Origin of the sequence: Verrucosispora sp. WMMA2121 (assembly GCF_027460185.1) — a bacterium.
In the GTDB taxonomy this organism is placed as follows: domain Bacteria; phylum Actinomycetota; class Actinomycetes; order Mycobacteriales; family Micromonosporaceae; genus Micromonospora; species Micromonospora palythoicola.
In genome coordinates this window covers 3,281,880-3,301,825 of the sequence record NZ_JAPZBH010000006.1, presented here as the reverse complement: position 1 = coordinate 3,301,825, position 19,946 = coordinate 3,281,880, and the positions used below count along the sequence as shown (strand labels likewise).

Sequence of the window (19,946 nt, the reverse complement as noted above, 5' to 3'; positions counted from 1 at the left end):
TGCACCCATCATCGTATCCCTGCCGGAGCGTGACCTGAATGGCCGCGCGTACCGATCTCCCGGAGCAGTCAGTCGACCCAGGAGCGCAGGTGAGCCCGGGTTTGCGAATCCGGAGCGGACATTGGGGCGAGCTCAGCCGCGGCTGCGTCCGGTCACCAGCAGCATGCCCAGATAGCCGTCGCGCAGCGAGGGCCTGGGACGCACCTCGTGCATGTCCACGTCGTACGCACCGGCCGCGATCCTCGCCACCACCTCCGCGCGGTGCAGTCGCACGGCCGGGAACCAGTGCTGCCCGACGCGGTAGCCGTTGGAGCCCAGCATGAACGCCGCGGCGAACGGCGACCCGGGACGCAGCGCGCCCAGGAACCGGCCGATCGCGTGTTCAGCCTCGGCCCGGTCGGCGGAGATCGAGCAGGCCACGAAGAACATGGTGCCCGCGCCCCAGGCCCGTCTGGGCAGGTCGAAGACGCTCAGCTGAGCCACCCGCCCCACCCGGGCCAGGTGGCCACGGGGGTCGGTCAGCGGCGCGTACGCCGAGTGCTCCGCGCACACCTGCCAGTACGCGTCCCAGCACTCGTCATAGCCGTTGATCTGGTTACGCAACCAGCGCACATTCGCCGTGGAATATTCGCAGAGTTCGACACTGCGCGCGAATGGCAGAAGCGCCAGTGCCGGGTAGAGGTTTGCGCCCGATCCGACGTCGACACAGTGTGCGCCGGCAATCTTCGCGCCGCCGAAGAAGTCTCTTATCCGACAGAGGATTTCGCGATCATCGTCGCGCAGGACGGAGTAGTTGTGCTGGACGTAGGCACCCGGGTCGAAGCCGTCCCACTCGACCTCGGAATTGACCGTTCCCGGAGGCTCGACTCGTGGTGGCGGGGTCGACGGCCCACTACAGCCTGCACCAGCCGCCGGAATCAATGCCATGGAGGCGCCTCCATTGAAGTCGGCAGATCACTTGGTCCCTGCCCCGACGCGCGCAGCCCGTTGCCCATTATGCATCGGATGCGATACCGATTCGCAAGTGTCGAGGTGACGTGAATCGATCACCGAGTCAGGACCGTGCCAACGATTGATCGCCACCGACCACAACGGATCCGGCGGTCAGCCCGGACCGCGATCAGATGCCGGACGCGACCGCCCGACGTCGCGGCGGTCAGCCGCCGGCACCCTCGGCCGAACCGTCCGGACCGAGCGCACCCTCCACGTCGCCGACATCGAGGTGGACGTGCTGGTGGCCCTGTCCGGCGTCGATGTTGACCTGGTCGAGCTGGGTCGCGGCAACCGACCACGTGGTGACGGCGAGGGTCGCCTGGCGGGCGGCCAACTGCATCCGGTCCGCCCGCCCCGCGGTCGGGCCGGTCAGCGCGAGAGCGACGGAGTCGACCGCGACGGCCGCCTGGTCGACGGCGCTGCGCAGCCCACCACGGGCGACGTTCGTGGCGGTCATGCCCGACGGCGGGTCGGCGAACTGGGCGATCAGCCGCTGCATGGTCTGCTGCCACTTGTCGACCTGGGCCCGCTCGGGCGTGCGCCCCGCCTCGGCGTCCTGCCGGACGGCGCGGATGATCGGCGCGAGTTCCGCGCCCGTGCGATGAGCCAGCTCGGTGAGCTCGACGATCTGCTGCGCGTCCCGCTCGGCGTCGGCCTGGCGCAGCTTCGCCACGTTCGCCTCCGTCGGGTCCGGCCGGCCGACGGCGTGCCCGACCAGCCCGCCGGCCGGGGCGGCCACCAGGACCGCCGCCGCGGCGGCCGCGACGATCCACGTCCTCGTCCGTTGCCGCTTCGCAGGCGGGGCGGCCAGGTAGGACGGCCTTCCGGTTCGACGGGACATGACACCCCTCGCATCGACGGCTGTTTGCCTGGGAGCGTAGCCCTTACCCCGAGCGACGTCGATAGTTTCAGTACTGTCGGCCGAACTTTCGCCGGAGCCGCCGAAAGCTGTACGGGCTAGGCCGGCACACCCAGCCGGGCGAGCGCGGCACGGGCGCGGGCCTGTTCCTCGGGCCGGTCGATCTCTGTGGCCAGGGCGCGATGTCGCGATATCGCGTACGGATTCGTTTGGACTTCGTCTGCGGACGAGCGGGTCGTGTTGGGATCGGCCGGGGTGACGGCCGCCACGGGGTACGGGGGCGTGGCGGCCAGCAATCGTCCGGCCACCACCGTCGGCGTCGGACCGACCTGCCGGAACGTCAGACGAAACGGCCCGGATCACCGGCGCCCACCCGGACGATCTCGGGTTCGCCGTCGGAGAAGTCCACCACCGTGGTCGGTTCGGTGCCGCAGTCGCCGGCGTCGATGACCGCGTCGACGGCATGGTCGAGCCGCTCCTTGATCTCCCAGCCCTGGGTCATCGGCTCCTCGTCGCCGGGCAGCAGCAGGGTGCTCGACAGCAGCGGCTCGCCGAGCGCGTCGAGCAGTGCGCGGGTGACCGGATGCGCGGGGATGCGCACCCCGACCGTCTTCTTGCGGGGGTGCCACAGCCGCCGGGGCACCTCCTTCGTGGCGGGCAGGATGAAGGTGTAGCGGCCGGGGGTGGCCGCCTTCACCGCCCGGAACACCGCGTTGTCCAGCTGCACGAACTGCCCGAGCTGCGCGAAGTCCCGGCACACGAGCGTGAAGTGGTGTCCGCTGTCGAGGTGACGGATCTCCCGGATCCGGTCCATGCCGTCCTTGTTGCCGAGCCGGCAACCCAGGGCGAAGCAGGAGTCCGTGGGGTACGCGATCAAACCCTCACCCCGGATGATCTCGACCACCTGGCCGATGGTGCGCGGTTGCGGGTTGTCCGGGTGCACGTCGAAGTACCTCGCCATGGGCCGAAGCTTAGGCCGCCCGCGTCCGCTGTCGCGTTGCCGACAGTGGCACACCCGGACAGACGTCGACGTCCATCGTTGTCGTCATGGTCGTACGCGCATCCGGCGGCGGCTACGGGGACCACCTCCGGCCCCACCCGACGCCGACCCCGGTCCGGGTCACCGTGCTCGCGTTCGCACTGCTGTCGCTGCTGTTCGCGCTCGCGACGGCGCACCGGTCGCTCGCCACGACCGGCTCCCTCGGCGCGGTCGCCTTCTTCGCCGTGATGGCCGGCGCGTGCGGGCTGGTCGCGATCAGCCTGGCGGCCCGCCGCCGCTGGGCGCCCTACCCCGCGTACGCGCTGGCGGGTCTGCTGGCCGCCGCCTCGCTGGGCCTCTTCGGCGCGATCACGATCGTCGGTCTGGGCCTGCTGGCCTGGGTGGTCCTGGCCCTCAACACCCGATCCGCGCGGGACTGGTTCGGCCGGCCCGGTCGGCTGCGCTGACCGGCCGGACCCGGCCACGCCACCACGACCGCGGCGGGCGGACGGTCCTAACCGGATTGACAGGCGCGCCGGACCCTCGGCAGGCTGGGCGGGCAGGACGTTGTCAGCCGGAGTGGCACACGGGGAGAGGCCATGAGGCGTCCACGCGTCAAACCTGAGCACGCGCCCTACCGGATCGCCGACGGCCGGATCCGGATCGGCGGCCCGACGTACGGCATCGCCGCCGAGGTGGCGGATCCCAGCGGCGCCGTCTGGTGCCTGCTGGAGAACATGGACGGCAGCCGCAGCGCGGCGGAGATCGTGCGTCGGGTGCGGGCGGCGCATCCCGACCATCCGGTGACCGACATCCGCGCGGCCCTGCAACTCTTCATCGACTCCGGGTACGTCGAGGAGGCCGACGCACCCGATCCACCCGAGCTCAGTGAGCGCGACCGGCAGCGGTTCGACCGCAGTCGGGCATACTTCCGCTGGCTGGACCTCGTCCCCCGGGACAGCACCTGGGAGCCGCAGGTCGCGCTGAGCCGCGCGGCCGTCACCGTGATCGGGCTCGGTGGCACCGGCGGGACCGCGGCCATGGCGCTGGCCGCGAGCGGGGTCGGGCGGATCCGCTGCGTCGACCCGGACGTGGTCGAACTGTCGAACCTGAACCGCCAACTGCTCTACGCCGAGCAGGACATCGGTCGGGCCAAGGTCGACGTGGCTGTGGAACGGCTTCGGCAGCTGAACTCGACGGTCGAGGTCACCGGGCTCCGGCAGCGCGTCACCGGCACCGAGCAGGTGGCCACCCTCGCCGCGGAATGCGACGTCCTGGTGCTCGCCGCCGACCAGCCGCCGGCGCTGCGGCAATGGACCAACCGCGCCTGCCTGGCCACCGGCACCCCCTGGGTGGACGCCGGCTACCACGGCCCGCTGGTGCAGGTCGGGCGGTACGTGCCGGGCACCGGACCGTGCTGGGAGTGCGTCCGGTGGGCCGACGCCGAGCAGCGCCGCGCGATCGGCGTCCGACCGGCCGACACGGTACGGCGCAACGCGGCGGTCGCGAACGCGGTTGCCGCACCGACGGCGGGGATCTCGGGTCACCTGGCGGCACACCATGCCATGGCGTTGATCACCGGCGTACCGGCGCTGCCGGCCGGGCGGGTCGACGCGGTCAATCTCCTGGCCCCCGACGCGACCTTCGTCCGCGACGACCCGCGCCGACCGGACTGCGCCGCCTGCGGGACGCCGGCATGACCGGCCCCGGGGTGGACGGACGCGTCACGCCCGGGGCAGACCCGTCCGCGCCGCAGGTGTCCGACACGATGCCGATCGCCGACCGCAGTCGGGTCCGGCTGCACCGGCTCCACCTGCGTCCGGAGGGCGGTTCGTGGGTCGTCGGCCGGATCGACACCGGGTCGTTCGTCCGACTACCGCCGATCGGGCACCGGGCCATCACGCTGCTACCGCACACCACTGTCGGCGACGTGCGAACCACGCTGCGGGAGGAGAGCGGCGACGACGTGGACGTCGCCGAATTCGTCTCCGACCTGGCCGACCTCGGTTTCGTCGCGGAGATCGACGGTCGACCGCTGCCGACGGTGCCGGCGCCCAGACCGATGCTGCCGTGGCTGCGTCCACGGCACGTCCGCTGGCTGCTGCATCCGGTGGTCCCGCTGATCGCGGGCGCCGTGGTATTTGCCGCGGCGGTGGCGATCGGCGGCGATCCCGTGCTGGCGCCACGCCACCAGGACCTGCTCTGGAGTGACAGCGGCGGGCTGATCCTGCTCGGCAATTTCGGGATCGTCTGGACGCTGATCGGCCTGCACGAGCTGGCCCACCTGGTCACCGCCCGCGCGGCCGGGGCACCCGGTCGGATCAGCCTCGGCACCCGTCTGCAGTTCCTGGTCGCGCAGACCGATGTCAGCGGCGTGTGGGCGGCGCCCCGCCGCGACCGCCTGGCCGTCTATCTCGCCGGTATCGCGACGAATCTGGTGATCTGGGCCGGCACGGTGCTGGTGCGGGCCACCGGTGCCGCGGGCCCGGCCGACGGCCTGCTCGCGGCGGTGGGCCTGCTCTCGCTCGGTCTCGTCCCGGTGCAGTTCCTGGTGTTCATGCGCACCGACATCTACTTCGTGCTGCAGGACGTGACCGGCTGCGCCAACCTGTACGCCGACGGCTCGGCCTATCTGCGACACCTGGCGCGCCGGTTCCGGCGGGCAGCCGACCCGGGCGGGGACCCGAGCCGGCGACTAACGGCCCGGGAGCGCCGGGCCGTGCGGGCGTACGCCGTCGTGCTGGTCGGTGGGACGGTCGCCTGCCTGGCGGTGGCGGCTCTGGTCACCCTCCCGGTGACGGTGACCGTGCTGACCTCGGCGGTCGGCACCATGCTGGCCGGTGGCCCGGCCGGTGACCTGTTCGACGCGGGCGCGGTAGCCGCCATCAGCGTCGTCTTCGTCGTCCTGTGGACCCGCGCCTGGTGGCATCGACACGGGCACCGGGTCCGACGGGGGATCAGCCGCCCACGGCGGCAAACCGGAAGGAGGTGAACCGCATGAAGAAGACGGACGGCCGCAAGGCCGACAAGCCGCAGGCCGGCAAGCTCGACAAGATCGAGATCCGCAAGCTCGACAAGATCGAGACGACCGCGCTGAGCAGCAACCCGTCCGGCTGATGCCGACGGGACCGCCGGCTCGACGCGATCCCGGTCGCGCCGAGCCGGCGGCAACCGGTGAAGGTGACGGTGTCGAGACGGAGAGGTGGGGCCGTGCGGGATCTGCTCGATCAGGCGATTGGGAGGCGGCTGGGGCGAGAGGAGTACCTGACGGATTTCTGGGAGCGGTTCTGGGCCGTCGACGGCGCGCACATCTGGAAGCTGGAACGACGGCAGCACTTCCAGGAGCCGGGCTACCGGGTGTGGGAGGCGTTCGCCCGGGGCGACTGGTCGGAGTCGATGCGGCTGCTTCGGGTGGACCGGCAGCAGATCGCCGCCGAGCACCGGCGGATGGCCCGGCACGCGATCAGGCTGCACTGGATTCGGGTGGTGGAGCCGCCGCTGAGCGAATACGTGCGCTGGAACCTGCACGTGCTGCGGATCAGGGCGGAATGCGGCACCGACGCCCGGATCGTCGGGCCACCACAGGTCGCACCGCTGGAAGGCGGTGGGCCGCTGCCGGAACTCGTCACGGTGGCCGACGACACGCTCTACGAGGTGCGGTACGACGTCGACGGCCTACTCGTCGGCGCGGACCGCTATGCCGACGCGGACCTGGTCCGGGCGTGCCGGCAGGTGCTCACCGACCTGCACCGGGCGGGCGAGCCGCTGGCCGACTACTTCCCCCGTGAGCTGGGCTGACCGACGGGTCGACGGCCGACGCTTGACGGGACCCAGATAAGTCAGCAATAGTTGAGTCTATGGAGGTTGAGCTTTCTTCGTTGGTTGCCCGGGCGCGTACCCATGCCGCGCTCGGCGAGCCGGCACGCCTGGCGATCGTGGACGCGCTCGCCCTCGGTGACGCCTCGCCCGGCGAGATCGCCAACCGGCTCGACATGCCGACCAACCTGATCGCCCATCACGTCAAGGTCCTCACCCAGGCCAGCTTGGTGGTGAAGGTCCGCTCCGAGGGCGACCGGCGGCGCACCTACCTCCAGCTGCGTCCCGAGACCCTCGCCGCCCTCGCCACCCCGCGACTGACCGGGTTCGACCGGGTGGTCTTCGTCTGCACCCACAACTCGGCCCGCTCGCAGCTGGCCGCCGCGCTGTGGCGGCACCGCACCCGCGGCGCCGCCGCCTCGGCCGGCACGCAACCGGCGGCCCGGGTCCACCCCCGCGCGGTCGCCGTGGCCCACCGCCACCAACTCGACCTCGATCCCACCGGCACCGCCCACGTCGCCGACGTCGTACGAGACGACGACCTCGTCATCGCCGTCTGCGACAACGCCCACGAGGGACTGACCGACCAGCTACGCCCCCGGCTGCACTGGTCGGTTCCCGACCCGGTCCGGGTGGACACCGACGAGGCGTTCGAGTCCGCCTACGCCGACCTCGCCGACCGGGTCGCCCGGCTCGCGCCCGCCGTCCTACCCGGAGACCCACGATGACCAGCCTCGCCCGCAGCTCCCGCCCCGACCTCTCGGTCGATCAGCACCTGGCCCTGCGCACGGCCGCAACCCGCCTCGCCGCGGAGTTCCACGGCACGTACGGCCCGGAGACGATCGAGCGTTTCCTGCACAGCAGCTACGACCAGTTCGCCGTCGACGGTCGGATCCCCCACTACCTGCCCCTACTCGCCGAACGCTTCGCCCGCCAGCGGCTCCAGGCACTGGCCCGCGTCGAGGGCCACCACCGGGACGGCCGGCCCGTCGTCCTGTTTCTGTGCACCCACAATGCGGGTCGCTCGCAGATGGCGCTCGGGTTCCTCACCCACATGGCCGGCGATCGGGCCGTGGCCTGGTCCGGTGGCAGCGAGCCGGGCACCGAGATCAATCCCGCCGCGGTGGCGGCCATGACCGAACGCGGTATCGACATCTCCGACGAGTTTCCCAAGCCCTGGACCGACGAGGTGGTCCGCGCCGCCGATGTGGTGGTCACCATGGGCTGCGGCGACGCCTGCCCGGTCTTCCCCGGGACTCGCTACGAGAACTGGGACCTCGCCGACCCTGCCGGCCTCGACGTCGACGACGTCCGGCCGATCCGCGACGAGATCGAGCGGCGGGTACGGCGTCTCCTCGACGAGTTGAACGTCCCCACCCGATAACCATCGAGGAGAAGCACAACAAGATGACCATCGCACTCTGGCGGCGGCTGCTGGCCGAGTTCGCCGGCACCGCCCTGCTGGTCACCGCCGTGGTCGGCTCCGGCATCATGGCCACCGACCTGTCCCCGGACGACGTCGGGCTGCAACTGCTGCAGAACTCGATCGCCACGGCCTTCGCCCTCGGCGTACTGATCCTGATGTTCGGGCCGGTCTCCGGCGCGCACTTCAATCCGGTCGTCTCCGCCGCCGACTGGCTGCTCGGCCGCCGCTCGGGCACCGGCCTCTCCCCCCGGGAACTCGCCGGCTACGTCGCCGCGCAGGTGACCGGGGCCGTCGCAGGGTCGGTGCTGGCCAACCTGATGTTCGCCCTGAGCGCGGTCAGTTTCTCCGGCCGGCAACGCGGCGGCGGCAACCTGTGGCTCGGCGAGGTCGTCGCCACCGCCGGCCTGGTCCTGCTGATCTTCGCGCTGGCCCGGTCCGGCCGCGCCGTCGTGGCGCCGGCCGCCGTCGGCGCCTACATCGGGGCGGCCTACTGGTTCACCTCGTCCACCTCGTTCGCCAACCCGGCGGTCACGGTCGGCCGCGCGTTCACCGACACCTTCGCCGGCATCGCCCCCGGCTCGGTGCCGGGCTTCGTGGTGGCACAGGTCGTCGGTCTCGCCGTCGGTGTCGGCCTGCTGGCGGCCCTCTACCCCGACGCCGGTGCCGCCGCCGACCAGGTGGTCGTGCCGGCCGACGACCAGGCGACCGTGAGTCGACGCTCATGACCTGCCCGCACGACCGACCGCCAACCACGAATCCCGTACCGCAGAAAGGCACCCCGTGACCGACAAGCCCAGCGTCCTGTTCGTCTGCGTACACAACGCCGGCCGTTCCCAGATGGCCGCCGGCTGGCTGCGTCACCTCGGCCGCGACGCCGTCGAGGTCCGCTCCGCCGGCTCCGCTCCCGCCGCGACCATCAACCCGGCCGCCGTCGAGGCCATGCGCGAGGTGGGCATCGACATCACCGACCAGACCCCCAAGCTCCTCGAGTACGCCACCGCCGAGTCCTCCGACGTGATCGTCACCATGGGCTGCGGCGACGCCTGCCCTGTCTTCCCCGGCAAGCGCTACGAGGACTGGAAACTCGACGACCCGGCCGGCAAGGGCGTGGCGGCGGTCCGCCCGATCCGCGACGAGATCCGTACCCGGGTCGAGGCGCTCCTGGCCGATTTGCGGAGGGCCGGCTGAGGCCTGCCGCGCGCCCGGACGGGCGCGGTCGGCAATATGCACCGTGAGTGCAAAATCCCACTGGGTTTTCGTTGACGAGCCCGACCTCGATGCCGGAATACTGCTTCCAGTCCCGAGATCGGAGGCAACGATGACGGCGGATCCACCCGGCGACCTTCCTACCGCTTTTCTCGCCGACGGACCTGACGAACCTGTGGTCATGCTCAACCTGCTGCGGTTCGCCGACGGCGGCCGCGCGCGGTACCAGCAGTACGCGAAGGCTTTCGCCACGACCGTCGCGCCGCACTACGGAGTCGAGGTCGTCTACGCCGGCGACGGTGACGACGCCCTCGTCGCCGCAGCGGGCCAGCAGTGGGACGCGGTCCTGCTGGTGCGCTATCCAACCCGCCGGGCGTTCAGTCAGATGATCGCCGACCCCGCCTACCAGCAAATCGCCCACCTGCGGCGGGAGGCGTTGCGCGATGCCGTGCTGCAACCCACCCGCCCCTGGGGACGGACGCCACGAGACGACTCCAGACAGCCGTGACGGGCACGCTCGCCGCGCCACGATACGGAGACTTGCCCGATCGCCGACCGGCTGGTTAGGTATGCCTAACCAAAGTTCGGGGAGGGTTCCATGTCATCGCCCGCTGTGGCCGAGGCGATCGGCGGCCGGGACAGTGCTGTCGTCGTCACCGACCAGGTCGACGTCGAGGCGCTCGCCGAGGTCTACCACCGCGTGCACGCCGCCGACCTGCACCTGGTCGACCACACCGTCCCGACGGTGGCGGAACGCCTGCGGTGGACCGCCGAGGCCCCCGGTTTCTCGGCGGCGCTCGGGTACGTCGACGGCCGGCTCGTGGGCACGGTCATGGGTTGCCCGCTGCCACCGGAGACCCTCTGGTGGCGTGACCTGACCTCGACCAGGGATCCCGACCTCGCGGTGGAGTGGCCGGGCCGCACGTTCGCGGTGTGCGAGGCGTTCGTCCTGCCCGAGTACCGCCGTCACCGCCTCGGCTTCCGGATGACGGTCGAACTGCTGTCCCGACGGCGCGAGGAGCGCGTGTCGCTCGCCGTCGCCGAGACCAACACCCGGGTGTGGCACGCCCTGCAACGCAGCGGATTCGACCACGTCGGCGATCTCGTGCCGTTCCCCGGCTGGCGCTCGCACCGGATGCTGGTGCGGGACCTGCCGCTGGCCAGCCGGCCCTGAGCCGACGCCCACCCCCGTCCACCGGCTCGCCGTCATCCGAACGTATCCACAGTGGAGAACGTGTGAAACGCAACTGGGAAGCCCTCGTCCTCAAGGCCTTCGGTGGCCGGAACTTCCAGCTGACCGTCCTGGAGAACGAAGCCGTCGGAGACCGCTACCAGCGACTGCTCGTCGACGGAGGTGACCTGCTGCGCGCCTGCGGCGTACACCCCACCATGTGGATCCGGCTGTGGTTCGACAACGCGGGCCGCCCCCACCAGCGGGCGTACACCCTCGTCGATCCGGACCCGGACAGCGGGCGCTTCCACCTGGTGTTCGCCCTGCACGACGGCTGCGCCGCGCGTTGGGCCACGACGGCTCGGCCCGGAGACACCATCGAGGCGACCGTGCAGGGCAGTTCCTTCACGCTCCCCGATCCGGCGCCCGGCCGGCTGTACCTGGTCGGCGACGCGGCGTCCCTGCCGGCGGTCAACAGCCTGCTCGACGCCGCCGGGCCGGTGTCGGCGCGGATCTGGCTCGAGTACGCCCACGACGGCGAACGAGACCTGCCGCTGCGTACCCGGCCGCACGACGAGGTGGTGTGGGTGCCGCGCCGCGACGAGGGCCAGCACCTGGTGGACACCGTCACCACCGCCCTGACCGACGCCCAGCAGGACGGCCTGTACTGGGTGGCCTGCGAGGCGGCCAGCACCCGCGGCATCGTCAGGCACCTGCGGCGCGGGCTGGGCGTCGGCAAGGAGCAGGTGGCGGCGCTGGCCTACTGGCGCGCCCGGTGACGGCTGGGCACCGCGCCGGCTCGTGATGCTGTACCTGAGCGCTCTCAACCCGACCGACTCCGTGCTGGACGGCCTGCTGCCGGCGGCCGACGCGCTCGGCGTGCCGGTGACCGTGCTGACCGACCGACCCGACGACTGGCCCGCGACGGTGCCGAAGCAGGGCTGCCCGGTGCGGGATCCGCAGGCCGTCGCGGAGGTGGTCCGGGCCGGACCGGCCGCGGTGGGTCTGTTCTCCAACAGCGATCACCTGCAGGCCGCGACGGCGCTCGCCGCCCACCGCCTCGGCCTGCCCGGCAAGGAGCCCGAGTCGGCGCGGCGCTGCAAGGACAAGGCCGCCACCCGGCAGGCCCTCGCCGACGCCGGACTCGACGTCGTCCACGCCCGCATCCTCGAACCAGGGCAGCCGCCGACGTTCGACCTGTTTCCCGCCGTGGTCAAGCCCCGCGACGGCGTCGCCAGTGAGGACGCCTACCTGGTCACCGACGCCGACGAGCTGGCCCGGCGGGTGAGCGAGATCCGCCGTCGCCGACCGGACGCGCCACTTGTGGTGGAGGAGTACCTGCCCGGCGACGTCCGCACCCACGACACCCTCGGTGACACCGCGACGCTGGCCGTGCTCGGCGGCTGGCGTACCACGCTCGGCCCGCCACCCACCTTCACCGAGCTGTGCCTGGAATGGGCGCCGGCAGCCCCGGCGACGGCCGAGCGGCTGCGGGCCCAACTCGACGTGCTCGGCGTCCGGTTCGGCCCCTGCCACACCGAGTTCGTCGTGCACCGGGAACGACCTCGGCTCATCGAGGTCAACGACCGGCTGATCGGTGACCGGATGGATCTCGTCCTGGCCGAGCTGCTCGACGTGCCGCTGTTCGAGTACGTCATCCGGCTGCACCTCGGCGAGTCCGTGGCCGACCTCGGTCTGCCCGACCCGGCCACGATCGAACAGACCGCCCGGGTCGAGTACGTCTGCGCCGACCGTGGCGGCACTCTCGTCGCCGCCCCCGGGCCCGTCGACGCGGTACGCGACGGGGTCCGACTCGGCTGCCGCCCGCTGCGGGCGATCGGCACCACCGCCGAGCGCACCGGCACCAACCGCGACTACCTGGCCGTCGTGCACGCCATCGGGCCGGACCCGGACGCCGTGAGCCGCGCGCTCGTCGAGTTCCGCGCCGGACTCGACTGGGTGATCGCGACGTGACCGATCCGGTGGAGCAGCAGCTGTTCCGCCGGGTGCTGGACGCCCTGCTGCGCGAGGACCACCTGGGCCTGAGCAGCGGTGGCGGTCCGGACGGCCCCGGCTGGTGGCAGGCACCGCACCGGGCCGGCCGGTTACGCCTTCCGGTTCGTCCCGACGGCTTCCAGCACGCCGTCCGCCTCGCCCGCGCCGAGCTGAACGTGCACCCGCCCGGCCGGACGCCACGTCGGGTGGACACGCTGGCGGGCCTGTTGGCGCTGCTCGCGCCGGGCGACGACGCCGACGCCGAGCAGGGGTGGCGCGCCTTCGTCGACGAGTGCCGGCAGGACCTGCTCGCCCGCCGGCTGGCCGAGGCGACCCGATCTGACACCTACGCCCGGATCGCCGCCGCCCGGGTCGACCCGCCCACCGGGTTCGGCGGTGCCCTGCTCGACGACGTGCTCGCCGCCCACGCCGGCCATGCCGTCTACCCCACCGACCGGTGCCGCCACGGTCTGGACGCCACCGAGCTGCTGCGGTACGCGCCGGAACACGCGCCCACGTTCGCGCTGCGTTGGCTGCCCGTACCGACCCGGGCTCTGCGGCTGCACGGCCGGCTGCCCGGCTGGTGGCCGACGACCGGCCGGGCCGGGCAGGTGCTGCTGCCGGTGCATCCGCTCACCGCCGACCGGTCGGCGCTGCCCGTGTTCGACGGACCGGACATCACCGTGCGGCCCACCCTGTCGATGCGGACCGTCGCCCTGGCCAGCGACCCGACGACGCACCTGAAGCTGCCGCTGCCGACCGCGAGCCTGGGCGCCCGCAACCGCCGTACCCTCGCACCCGACTCGCTGTCCGACGGCGCGGCGGTGGCCGCGTTGCTCGACCGCATCGCCGCGGAGCAGCCGCGCTTCGCCGACCGGATCACGCACGCCGACGAGCGCGTCTTCGGTCACCGTGACGGCGACGAGCTGCTGTCGTTTCTGCTGCGCCGGCTGCCCACCGGGTTGGAGCGGGCGACCGTGGTGCCCGTCGCCGCGCTCGCCGCGGCGGATCCCACCGCCGGCACGGTCGCCCAGCGGATCGGCGGGGACGACCCGGGTCAGCTCCTCGGGTCCTATCTGGATCTCCTGCTCGACTGGCATGTCTGCCTGTGGTTACGGTACGGAGTGGCGTTGGAAGCACATCCGCAGAACATCCATCTGGTCCTGCCGGCCACCGGTCCGGTTCGGCTGCTGTACAAGGACAACGACGGTGCCCGGCTGGACCCCCGGCACGCCGGCTCGGTCCGGCTGCGCGACAAGCGGATGTGGATTCGTCAGCCGGCGGAGTTGGCCGACGTGTTCGTCACGATCACCCTGCACCTGGCGGCGGCGGCACCGCTGCTCGCCCTGGCGGAACAGGGCGTCACGGTGCCCTCCCCCGCCGAGGCGCTCGCACCACGGCTGCGCGCCGCCCGCGACCGGTGGGGCGACACACCCGCCCGGCGCGAGCTGGTCGACCGGGTCCTGACCGCCGACCGGCTGCCGGTCAAGGCGATGCTCACCGCCGGCACGCTGCTGCCCAAGCACCGGATCGGCTGCACCGACGTGAACAAGTTCTACCGTCGGACCGGACCCAACTACCTGCGGAGCGGCTCGTGACCCCGCAGACCGCCGAGGCCGCCGCCCGGCCGGCCGAGCGCGCCGCCGACCTGGCCGCCGCGCACACCCTGCTCGCCTGCTACCTGCGCGAGGTGGCCGCGCCCGACGGGACGGCCGAGACCGTCGACGGGCTGCTGCGGATCCGGCTGCCGCACCTGGGTCTGCTGCTCTCCTGCCGGCTGGCCCGGGTCTCCCCCGTGCTGGCGCACCGCTACGTCGGCCCGGTCCGCTGCCGGCCGGTGGCGGCAACGACCGCGAGCCGTCACCCGGCCGTGCCGGAGCCGCCGACCGCCGGCACGCCGGTCGGTGGCGGACCGACCGCCGGCGCCCTCGTCGACGACGTACCCGCCGTCGACGCACCGGTCGACGTCGGACGACTCGCCCGGCTGCTCGCCGCCGAGCTGGCCGCCCGCACCGGACTGGCCAACGACGAGTTCGTCGAGCAGGTGCTCGGTAGTCGCGACGCGCTGGCCACGCTGTTGCGCGACCGCCCGCCCCACGACCCCACCCCGACCGGCGACCCGGTGGTGGACGGCTACGTCGACTCCGAGCACTCCCTCGTGCACGGGCACCCGCACCATCCCAGTCCGAAGTGGCGCAGCGGCGATCCGGCGGGTTGGCGTCGCCACGCCCCGGAACTGCGCAGCACCTTCCGGCTGAGCTGGCTCGCGGTGCCCGCCGATCTGGTGGCCGGCGACGGGCCGGTCGACGAGCTGATCGCACCGCTGGATCCGCCGGACGCACCACCCGGACACCACCTGTTGCCGGTGCATCCGTGGCAGCTGGACCTGATGCCGCCGACCGACCCGAGGGTGCGCGGGCTGGGCCCGGCCGGCGTACCGGTGCGGCCGACCGCGAGCGTCCGCACGCTCTACGCACCCTCGGTGGACCTGTTCCTCAAGACCAGCCTGCACGTACGCATCACCAACTGCCTGCGCAAGAACGCCCGGTACGAGTTGACCGGAGCGGTGGCGTTGACCCGGTTCCTGGACCGTGTGCCGCTACCCGCGCGGGTCGGGTTGCTGCGGGAACCCGGCTACCGGACGGTCGACCTGCCCGGGGCTGACGAGGCGTACGGCACGATCCTGCGGACCGGGCTGCGCGAGCATCTGCGGGCGGACGAACGGGTGGTGTTGGCGGCCGCGCTGGCCGCCACGCCGCTGGCCGTGCCGGACCCGTTCGACTGGTGGCGGGCCTACGTCGACCTGCTGGTGCCCGGCGTGCTGCGACTGTGGCTCCGTCACGGGGTGGTCCACGAGGCGCACCTGCAGAACGTGCTGGTGGTGCTGGACCGCGACGGCCGCCCGGTCCGCCTGATCCTGCGTGACCTGGAGGGCACGAAGTTGGATCTCGGCCGGTTGCCGGCCTGGCCGGACCAGGTTCCCCGGCAGTCCGCCTACACTCCGGCGCAGGCGGTCCAGCGCGTCGTCTACTGCCTGTTCGTCAACCATCTCGCCGGCCTGGCCGGTGCGCTCGCCGACGGTCACCCCGGCATCGAGCCCCGGCTGTGGCGGACGGTCCGGGAAACCGTCGAGGCGACGTACGCGCAGCTGGGTGAGCCGGCCGAGCTGCTCGCGCTGCTCGACGGCGCTCCGCTGGCCGCCAAGGCGAACCTGCTGGTCCGTTGGCACCGGGCCGCCGACCAGCAGGCACCCTACGTCGCGGTGCCCAACCCGCTCGGCGGTGCCGGATGACCCGACCGACGTACGTCTACGACCTCGCCGCCCTGGCCACGCACGCCGCCGCCGTCCGGGCGGCGCTGCCCGAACGGGTCGAGCTGCTCTACGCGGTCAAGGCCAATCCCGATCCGGGGATGCTGCGCACCCTCGCGGCCACTGTCGACGGTTTCGAGGCGGCCAGTCGCGGCGAACTGCGTCACCTCGCGGCCGTGCTGCCCGGCCGGCGGGTGGCCGCCTTCGCCGGTCCGGGCAAGACCGACGCGGATCTCTCGGCCGCGCTGGCCGCCGACGTGCATCGGGTGCACGTGGAGTCCGCCGCCGAACTGCACCGGCTGGCGGCCCTGGCCCGGGCCGCCGGGCGTACCGTCGACGTGCTGCTGCGGGTGAACCTGCCGGTCGCCACACCGGGCGCGGTCCTGGTGATGGGTGGGCAGGCGAGCCCGTTCGGGATGAACCCACCGGAGGCGGTCCGGCTCGCCGCCGACCCGCCGGAGGGCGTCCGGGTCCGGGGCGTGCACGCCCACCTGGCCAGCGGGCTCGACGCGGCGACCGCCGCCGTGGTGGCGCGCGAGGTGACCGACTGGGCGGTGCGGCAGGTGGGCGCGCAGGAGGTGAACGTCGGCGGCGGCATGGCCGTCGACTACCGCCACCCGCAGCACCGCTTCGACTGGCCCGGCTACGGTCGGCTGCTCGGCGAGGTGGCGGACAGCTACCCGACCGTCCGGCTGCGCATCGAGCCCGGCCGCGCCGTCGCGGTCTACTGCGGGTCGTACGTGACCGAGGTGATCGACGTGAAGCGGTCCCGGGGTCAGTGGTTCGTGATCGTGGCCGGCGGCACCCATCACCTGCGGACTCCGGCGGCCAAGGGACACTCGCAACCCTTCGTCGTGGTACCCCGGGGCGGTCCCGGGCCACGGACCGACGGTGGCCCGGTCACGGTCGTCGGCCAGCTCTGCACACCGAAGGACGTACTGGCCCGCGACGCCGTCAGCGGCCCGGTCGCGGTCGGCGACGTGCTCGTGTTCTCGATGGCCGGCGCCTACGCGTGGAACATCAGCCACCGCGACTTCCTGATGCACGATCCGCCGCACTTCACCACCGGCGACCCGCTCGACGTGGCCCGGAACTGGGGCCGTCGACCGGCAGATCCGGCCGGCAACCGCTGTTGATCACCATGATCCGGTGACGCTCTCAGCTCGACAGGCCGACACCGGACATGACGACCCGGACCACGCCCCCGCTTCCCGCTGCCCTGATCTTGCTGGTAGCTTATTGCCAGAGTTTTGCAATAGCTAAGGGAGTGCAGATGGGTGCGGTGACCGCCACCGCCCAGTCCGGGAGCCGGCCGGACCTGCTCGGCGTGGCGGCGCAACGCCGCCGGACCGGGATCTGGCTGGTCGCGCTGACGGTCGCGCTGGTCCTCACCGGGGTGACCGCGGTCGGCTCCGGCGCGATCGGCATCCCCCCGGCGACGGTGGCGCGGATCATCGGGCATCACCTCGTCGGCCTGCCCGGCGAGGTCACCTGGACCGCACCGCAGGAAGCCATCGTCTGGCAGGTCCGGCTGCCCCGGGTGCTGCTCGGCATGCTCGTCGGTGCCGGGCTGGCCGCCTGCGGAGTGGCGTTGCAGGCCATGGTGCGCAACGTGCTGGCCGACCCGTACCTGCTGGGCATCAACTCCGGCGCCTCCAGCGGCGCCGCCGCCGCGATCCTGTTCGGCGCCGGCGCCGGCTTCGGGCAGTACGCCCTGTCCAGCAGCGCCTTCCTCGGCGCGCTCGGCGCGTCGCTGCTGGTCTTCCTGATCGCCCGCAGCGGCGGACGGGTGACCTCGATCCGGCTGCTGCTGTCCGGCGTCGCCGTCGGCTACGCCCTCTACGCCACCACCAGCTTCCTGATCTTCGCCTCGGGGTCCGCCGAGGGGGCCCGATCGGTGATGTTCTGGCTGCTCGGCTCCCTCGGACTGGCCCGGTGGAACGCCCTCCTGCTGGTCGCCGCCGTCGTGCTGGGCGGCATGATCGGATACCTGACCGTCGTCGGGCGACGCCTCGACGTGCTGGCCATCGGCGACGAGACCGCCCAGACGCTCGGCGTGTCACCCGACCGGTTCCGCCTGCGGCTGCTCGTGCTCGTGTCGCTCAGTGTCGGCGTACTGGTCTCGGCCGCCGGCAGCATCGGCTTCGTCGGCCTCGTCGTGCCGCACCTCGCCCGCCGCATCGTCGGCGCCCCGCACGTGCGCGTGGTGCCCGTCGCCGCGCTGCTCGGCGCCATCCTGCTGGTCTGGGCCGACGTGCTCGCCCGGGTGCTGCTGGCCCCCCAGGAGATCCCGATCGGCATCATCACCGCCCTGCTCGGCGCCCCCTTCCTGCTGGTCCTGATCCGTCGTCTGCACGCCACCGGCGCCTGAGCGCCCGATGAGCCGAGGAGCACCGATGAAGGCAACCCGTCTCGCCGTCACCACGGCCACGACCGTTCTCGCGCTGCTGGTCGCCGCCTGCGGCGGTTCCGCCGACGAGCCGGCCACAGCCGCCCCGGGATACCCGGTCACCGTCACCAACTGCGGCGTGGAGGTGACCTTCGACGCCGCGCCGGAGCGGGTCGTGCTGCTCAAGAGCGCAGCCGTGCCGTACCTGCACGCGCTGGGCGTGCTGGACCGGGTCACCGCCCGGGCCGGGCAGTACCCCAGCGAGTACTACGACGCCTCGACCCTCGCCGAACTGGACCGCATTCCGCTGCTGACCGACAAGACCGACACCAGCGGGCACCTGCAGATCTCCAAGGAGGTGGTGATCAGCCAGCAGCCCGACCTGGTGCTCGGTGAGGTCGACAACCTGTCCCGCGACACCCTCTCGGCGGTGGACATCCCGCTGCTGGAGGAGCCGGCCATGTGCCCGGACAACACCGCCACCCCCAGCTTCGACGACATCTACCGCCAGCTGGAGACCTACGGTCGGGTGTTCGGCCGCGAAACGGAGGCGGCCACGGCGGTCGACGCGCTCCGGCAGCGGATGGCGAAGATCCAGGCCGGCGCTTCGGCGGCGTCCGGTCGTACCGCCGCCGTGCTGTACCCGACGGTCGGCGGCGGCACCACGTACGCGTACGGCACCGCCAGCATGGCCCATCCGCAACTTGAGGCCGCCGGCTTCCGCAACGTCTTCGGTGACACGCCGGAGCGGGTCTTCGAGGTCACCGTCGAGGAACTGCTCGGCCGAAACCCCGACGTGCTGATCCTGCTCTACAGCGACGGCGACCCCGCCGCGGTCGAGCAGGGCCTGACCGGCCTGCCCGGCGCCGAGAAGCTCAACGCGGTACGCGACGGCAACGTGCTGACCCAGCTGTTCAACTTCACCGAGCCGCCGACCCCGCTGTCGATCGACGGGCTGGAGCGCATCGTGCAGCGGTTCGGGGCCGACTCGTGATCCAGGCGACCCGGGTGTCCTGGCGCTACGGCGCCAACCCGGTGATCGACGGCGTCAGCGTCACCGCGCGACCCGGACGGGTGCTCGGACTGATCGGCCCCAACGGCAGCGGCAAGACCACGCTGCTGCGGCTGCTCTACGGCGCGCTGCGCGGCGGCACCGGACGGGTCGCCGTGGACGGTGACGACCTGGCCGCGCTGCCGCCGCGGGAGGCCGCGCGCCGGCTGGCCGTGGTGGTGCAGGAGGCCGGCGGCGAGACCGCCCTCACCGTGGCCGAGCTGGTGCTGCTGGGCCGTAACCCGCACCTGACCACCTTCCAGCGCACCGGCCGGACGGACCACGAGATCGCGGCGCAGTGCCTGACCCGGGTCGGTGCCACCCACCTGGGGTCCCGGGCGTTCGCCAGCCTCTCCGGCGGCGAACGCCAGCGGGTGCTCATCGCCCGGGCGCTGGCCCAGCAGGCCACCCACCTGCTGCTCGACGAGCCGACGAACCACCTCGACATCCGCTACCAGCACGAGATCCTACGGCTGGTACGCGACCTCGGCACCTGCGCCGTCGTCGTGCTGCACGACCTGAACCTCGCCGCCCGCTACTGCGACGACCTGGTGCTGCTCGGCCAGGGTGGAGTCGCCGCCGCCGGCACCACCGAGCAGGTCCTCGACCCTGCCGTTCTCGAACCCGTCTACGGCATCGGGATCCAGCGCCTCGACCTCGACGGCACCATCCACCTGCTGTTCCACCCGAACGACCAGCCCGCCGTCGAAAGGACCGCCAGCCGGGTCTGAGACCGGCCGGCGGCCCGGCT

General features: G+C 72.5%; 20 protein-coding genes and 1 pseudogene. 18 read left to right on the top strand and 3 right to left on the bottom strand.

What is annotated here, in order from left to right:
• Positions 1 to 132 precede the first annotated feature (132 nt).
• From O7605_RS23815 to O7605_RS23805, 3 genes are all read right to left on the bottom strand, one after another.
• A complete protein-coding gene (locus O7605_RS23815; RefSeq protein ID WP_269741210.1) occupies positions 133 to 927 on the bottom strand; it encodes an SCO2525 family SAM-dependent methyltransferase in 795 nt (264 codons plus the stop codon).
• Between the two features lie 229 nt (positions 928 to 1,156).
• Positions 1,157 to 1,834 (bottom strand): hypothetical protein, encoded by a 678-nt coding sequence (locus O7605_RS23810; RefSeq protein ID WP_269741209.1) that lies wholly within the window; start codon positions 1,832 to 1,834, stop codon positions 1,157 to 1,159.
• A gap of 358 nt (positions 1,835 to 2,192) precedes the next feature.
• Entirely contained in the window at positions 2,193 to 2,813 is a 621-nt protein-coding gene (locus O7605_RS23805) for an L-threonylcarbamoyladenylate synthase (RefSeq protein WP_269741208.1), read from the bottom strand.
• Positions 2,814 to 2,899: 86 nt separating this feature from the next.
• Between O7605_RS23805 and O7605_RS23800 the strand changes: the two genes are divergently transcribed.
• The 18 genes and pseudogenes from O7605_RS23800 (at position 2,900) to O7605_RS23715 (ending at position 19,926) form a co-directional block, all read left to right on the top strand.
• A complete protein-coding gene (locus O7605_RS23800) occupies positions 2,900 to 3,298 on the top strand; it encodes a hypothetical protein (RefSeq protein ID WP_269741207.1) in 399 nt (132 codons plus the stop codon).
• Positions 3,299 to 3,430: 132 nt separating this feature from the next.
• Entirely contained in the window at positions 3,431 to 4,531 is a 1,101-nt protein-coding gene (locus O7605_RS23795; protein WP_269741206.1) for a HesA/MoeB/ThiF family protein, read from the top strand.
• A gap of 68 nt (positions 4,532 to 4,599) precedes the next feature.
• Positions 4,600 to 5,823 carry a hypothetical protein gene (locus tag O7605_RS23790; RefSeq protein ID WP_269741205.1) on the top strand — a complete coding sequence of 408 codons (1,224 nt, stop codon included), beginning with the start codon at positions 4,600 to 4,602 and terminating at the stop codon, positions 5,821 to 5,823.
• A 218-nt stretch (positions 5,824 to 6,041) separates the two neighbouring features.
• Entirely contained in the window at positions 6,042 to 6,629 is a 588-nt protein-coding gene (locus O7605_RS23785; protein WP_269741204.1) for a DUF6879 family protein, read from the top strand.
• A 59-nt stretch (positions 6,630 to 6,688) separates the two neighbouring features.
• On the top strand, positions 6,689 to 7,375 hold the full coding sequence (locus tag O7605_RS23780; RefSeq protein ID WP_164447214.1) for an arsenate reductase/protein-tyrosine-phosphatase family protein: 687 nt from the start codon (positions 6,689 to 6,691) through the stop codon (positions 7,373 to 7,375).
• A complete protein-coding gene (locus tag O7605_RS23775; RefSeq protein ID WP_332317147.1) occupies positions 7,372 to 8,031 on the top strand; it encodes an arsenate reductase ArsC in 660 nt (219 codons plus the stop codon). The genes O7605_RS23780 and O7605_RS23775 overlap by 4 nt, the downstream gene beginning before the upstream one ends.
• Before the next feature lie 23 nt (positions 8,032 to 8,054).
• A pseudogene (locus tag O7605_RS23770) lies at positions 8,055 to 8,769 on the top strand (aquaporin); the annotation flags it as partial.
• An 84-nt stretch (positions 8,770 to 8,853) separates the two neighbouring features.
• Positions 8,854 to 9,261: an arsenate reductase ArsC gene (locus O7605_RS23765; protein WP_164447217.1), complete on the top strand. Its 408-nt coding sequence runs from the start codon at positions 8,854 to 8,856 to the stop codon at positions 9,259 to 9,261.
• A 199-nt stretch (positions 9,262 to 9,460) separates the two neighbouring features.
• Positions 9,461 to 9,787, top strand: coding sequence for a DUF1330 domain-containing protein (locus O7605_RS23760; RefSeq protein ID WP_269741202.1), 327 nt, complete (start codon positions 9,461 to 9,463; stop codon positions 9,785 to 9,787).
• A gap of 90 nt (positions 9,788 to 9,877) precedes the next feature.
• On the top strand, positions 9,878 to 10,453 hold the full coding sequence (locus O7605_RS23755) for a GNAT family N-acetyltransferase (RefSeq protein ID WP_164447219.1): 576 nt from the start codon (positions 9,878 to 9,880) through the stop codon (positions 10,451 to 10,453).
• A 62-nt stretch (positions 10,454 to 10,515) separates the two neighbouring features.
• Positions 10,516 to 11,229 carry a siderophore-interacting protein gene (locus tag O7605_RS23750; RefSeq protein ID WP_269741201.1) on the top strand — a complete coding sequence of 238 codons (714 nt, stop codon included), beginning with the start codon at positions 10,516 to 10,518 and terminating at the stop codon, positions 11,227 to 11,229.
• A gap of 25 nt (positions 11,230 to 11,254) precedes the next feature.
• Positions 11,255 to 12,424, top strand: coding sequence for an ATP-grasp domain-containing protein (locus tag O7605_RS23745; RefSeq protein ID WP_269742730.1), 1,170 nt, complete (start codon positions 11,255 to 11,257; stop codon positions 12,422 to 12,424).
• Positions 12,421 to 14,043 (top strand): IucA/IucC family protein, encoded by a 1,623-nt coding sequence (locus O7605_RS23740; protein ID WP_269741200.1) that lies wholly within the window; start codon positions 12,421 to 12,423, stop codon positions 14,041 to 14,043. The genes O7605_RS23745 and O7605_RS23740 overlap by 4 nt, the downstream gene beginning before the upstream one ends.
• Complete coding sequence (locus tag O7605_RS23735; RefSeq protein WP_269741199.1) at positions 14,040 to 15,737, top strand: IucA/IucC family protein; 1,698 nt, start codon at positions 14,040 to 14,042, stop codon at positions 15,735 to 15,737. Before O7605_RS23740 ends, O7605_RS23735 begins: the two co-directional genes overlap by 4 nt.
• On the top strand, positions 15,734 to 16,891 hold the full coding sequence (locus O7605_RS23730; RefSeq protein ID WP_269741198.1) for an alanine racemase: 1,158 nt from the start codon (positions 15,734 to 15,736) through the stop codon (positions 16,889 to 16,891). Before O7605_RS23735 ends, O7605_RS23730 begins: the two co-directional genes overlap by 4 nt.
• A gap of 137 nt (positions 16,892 to 17,028) precedes the next feature.
• A complete protein-coding gene (locus O7605_RS23725; protein ID WP_269741197.1) occupies positions 17,029 to 18,126 on the top strand; it encodes a FecCD family ABC transporter permease in 1,098 nt (365 codons plus the stop codon).
• Between the two features lie 25 nt (positions 18,127 to 18,151).
• Positions 18,152 to 19,138, top strand: a complete 987-nt coding sequence (locus tag O7605_RS23720) for an ABC transporter substrate-binding protein (protein WP_269741196.1) — start codon at positions 18,152 to 18,154, stop codon at positions 19,136 to 19,138.
• On the top strand, positions 19,135 to 19,926 hold the full coding sequence (locus O7605_RS23715; protein ID WP_269741195.1) for an ABC transporter ATP-binding protein: 792 nt from the start codon (positions 19,135 to 19,137) through the stop codon (positions 19,924 to 19,926). The genes O7605_RS23720 and O7605_RS23715 overlap by 4 nt, the downstream gene beginning before the upstream one ends.
• Positions 19,927 to 19,946: the final 20 nt, after the last annotated feature.

Coding starts and splice junctions, on each gene's coding strand:
- O7605_RS23815 (WP_269741210.1), bottom strand. CDS start 927: ATGGCATTGATTCCGGCGGCTGGTGCAGGCTGTAGTGGGCCGTCGACC.
- O7605_RS23810 (WP_269741209.1), bottom strand. CDS start 1,834: ATGTCCCGTCGAACCGGAAGGCCGTCCTACCTGGCCGCCCCGCCTGCG.
- O7605_RS23805 (WP_269741208.1), bottom strand. CDS start 2,813: ATGGCGAGGTACTTCGACGTGCACCCGGACAACCCGCAACCGCGCACC.
- O7605_RS23800 (WP_269741207.1), top strand. CDS start 2,900: ATGGTCGTACGCGCATCCGGCGGCGGCTACGGGGACCACCTCCGGCCC.
- O7605_RS23795 (WP_269741206.1), top strand. CDS start 3,431: ATGAGGCGTCCACGCGTCAAACCTGAGCACGCGCCCTACCGGATCGCC.
- O7605_RS23790 (WP_269741205.1), top strand. CDS start 4,600: ATGCCGATCGCCGACCGCAGTCGGGTCCGGCTGCACCGGCTCCACCTG.
- O7605_RS23780 (WP_164447214.1), top strand. CDS start 6,689: ATGGAGGTTGAGCTTTCTTCGTTGGTTGCCCGGGCGCGTACCCATGCC.
- O7605_RS23775 (WP_332317147.1), top strand. CDS start 7,372: ATGACCAGCCTCGCCCGCAGCTCCCGCCCCGACCTCTCGGTCGATCAG.
- O7605_RS23760 (WP_269741202.1), top strand. CDS start 9,461: ATGCTCAACCTGCTGCGGTTCGCCGACGGCGGCCGCGCGCGGTACCAG.
- O7605_RS23755 (WP_164447219.1), top strand. CDS start 9,878: ATGTCATCGCCCGCTGTGGCCGAGGCGATCGGCGGCCGGGACAGTGCT.
- O7605_RS23745 (WP_269742730.1), top strand. CDS start 11,255: ATGCTGTACCTGAGCGCTCTCAACCCGACCGACTCCGTGCTGGACGGC.
- O7605_RS23730 (WP_269741198.1), top strand. CDS start 15,734: ATGACCCGACCGACGTACGTCTACGACCTCGCCGCCCTGGCCACGCAC.
- O7605_RS23725 (WP_269741197.1), top strand. CDS start 17,029: ATGGGTGCGGTGACCGCCACCGCCCAGTCCGGGAGCCGGCCGGACCTG.
- O7605_RS23720 (WP_269741196.1), top strand. CDS start 18,152: ATGAAGGCAACCCGTCTCGCCGTCACCACGGCCACGACCGTTCTCGCG.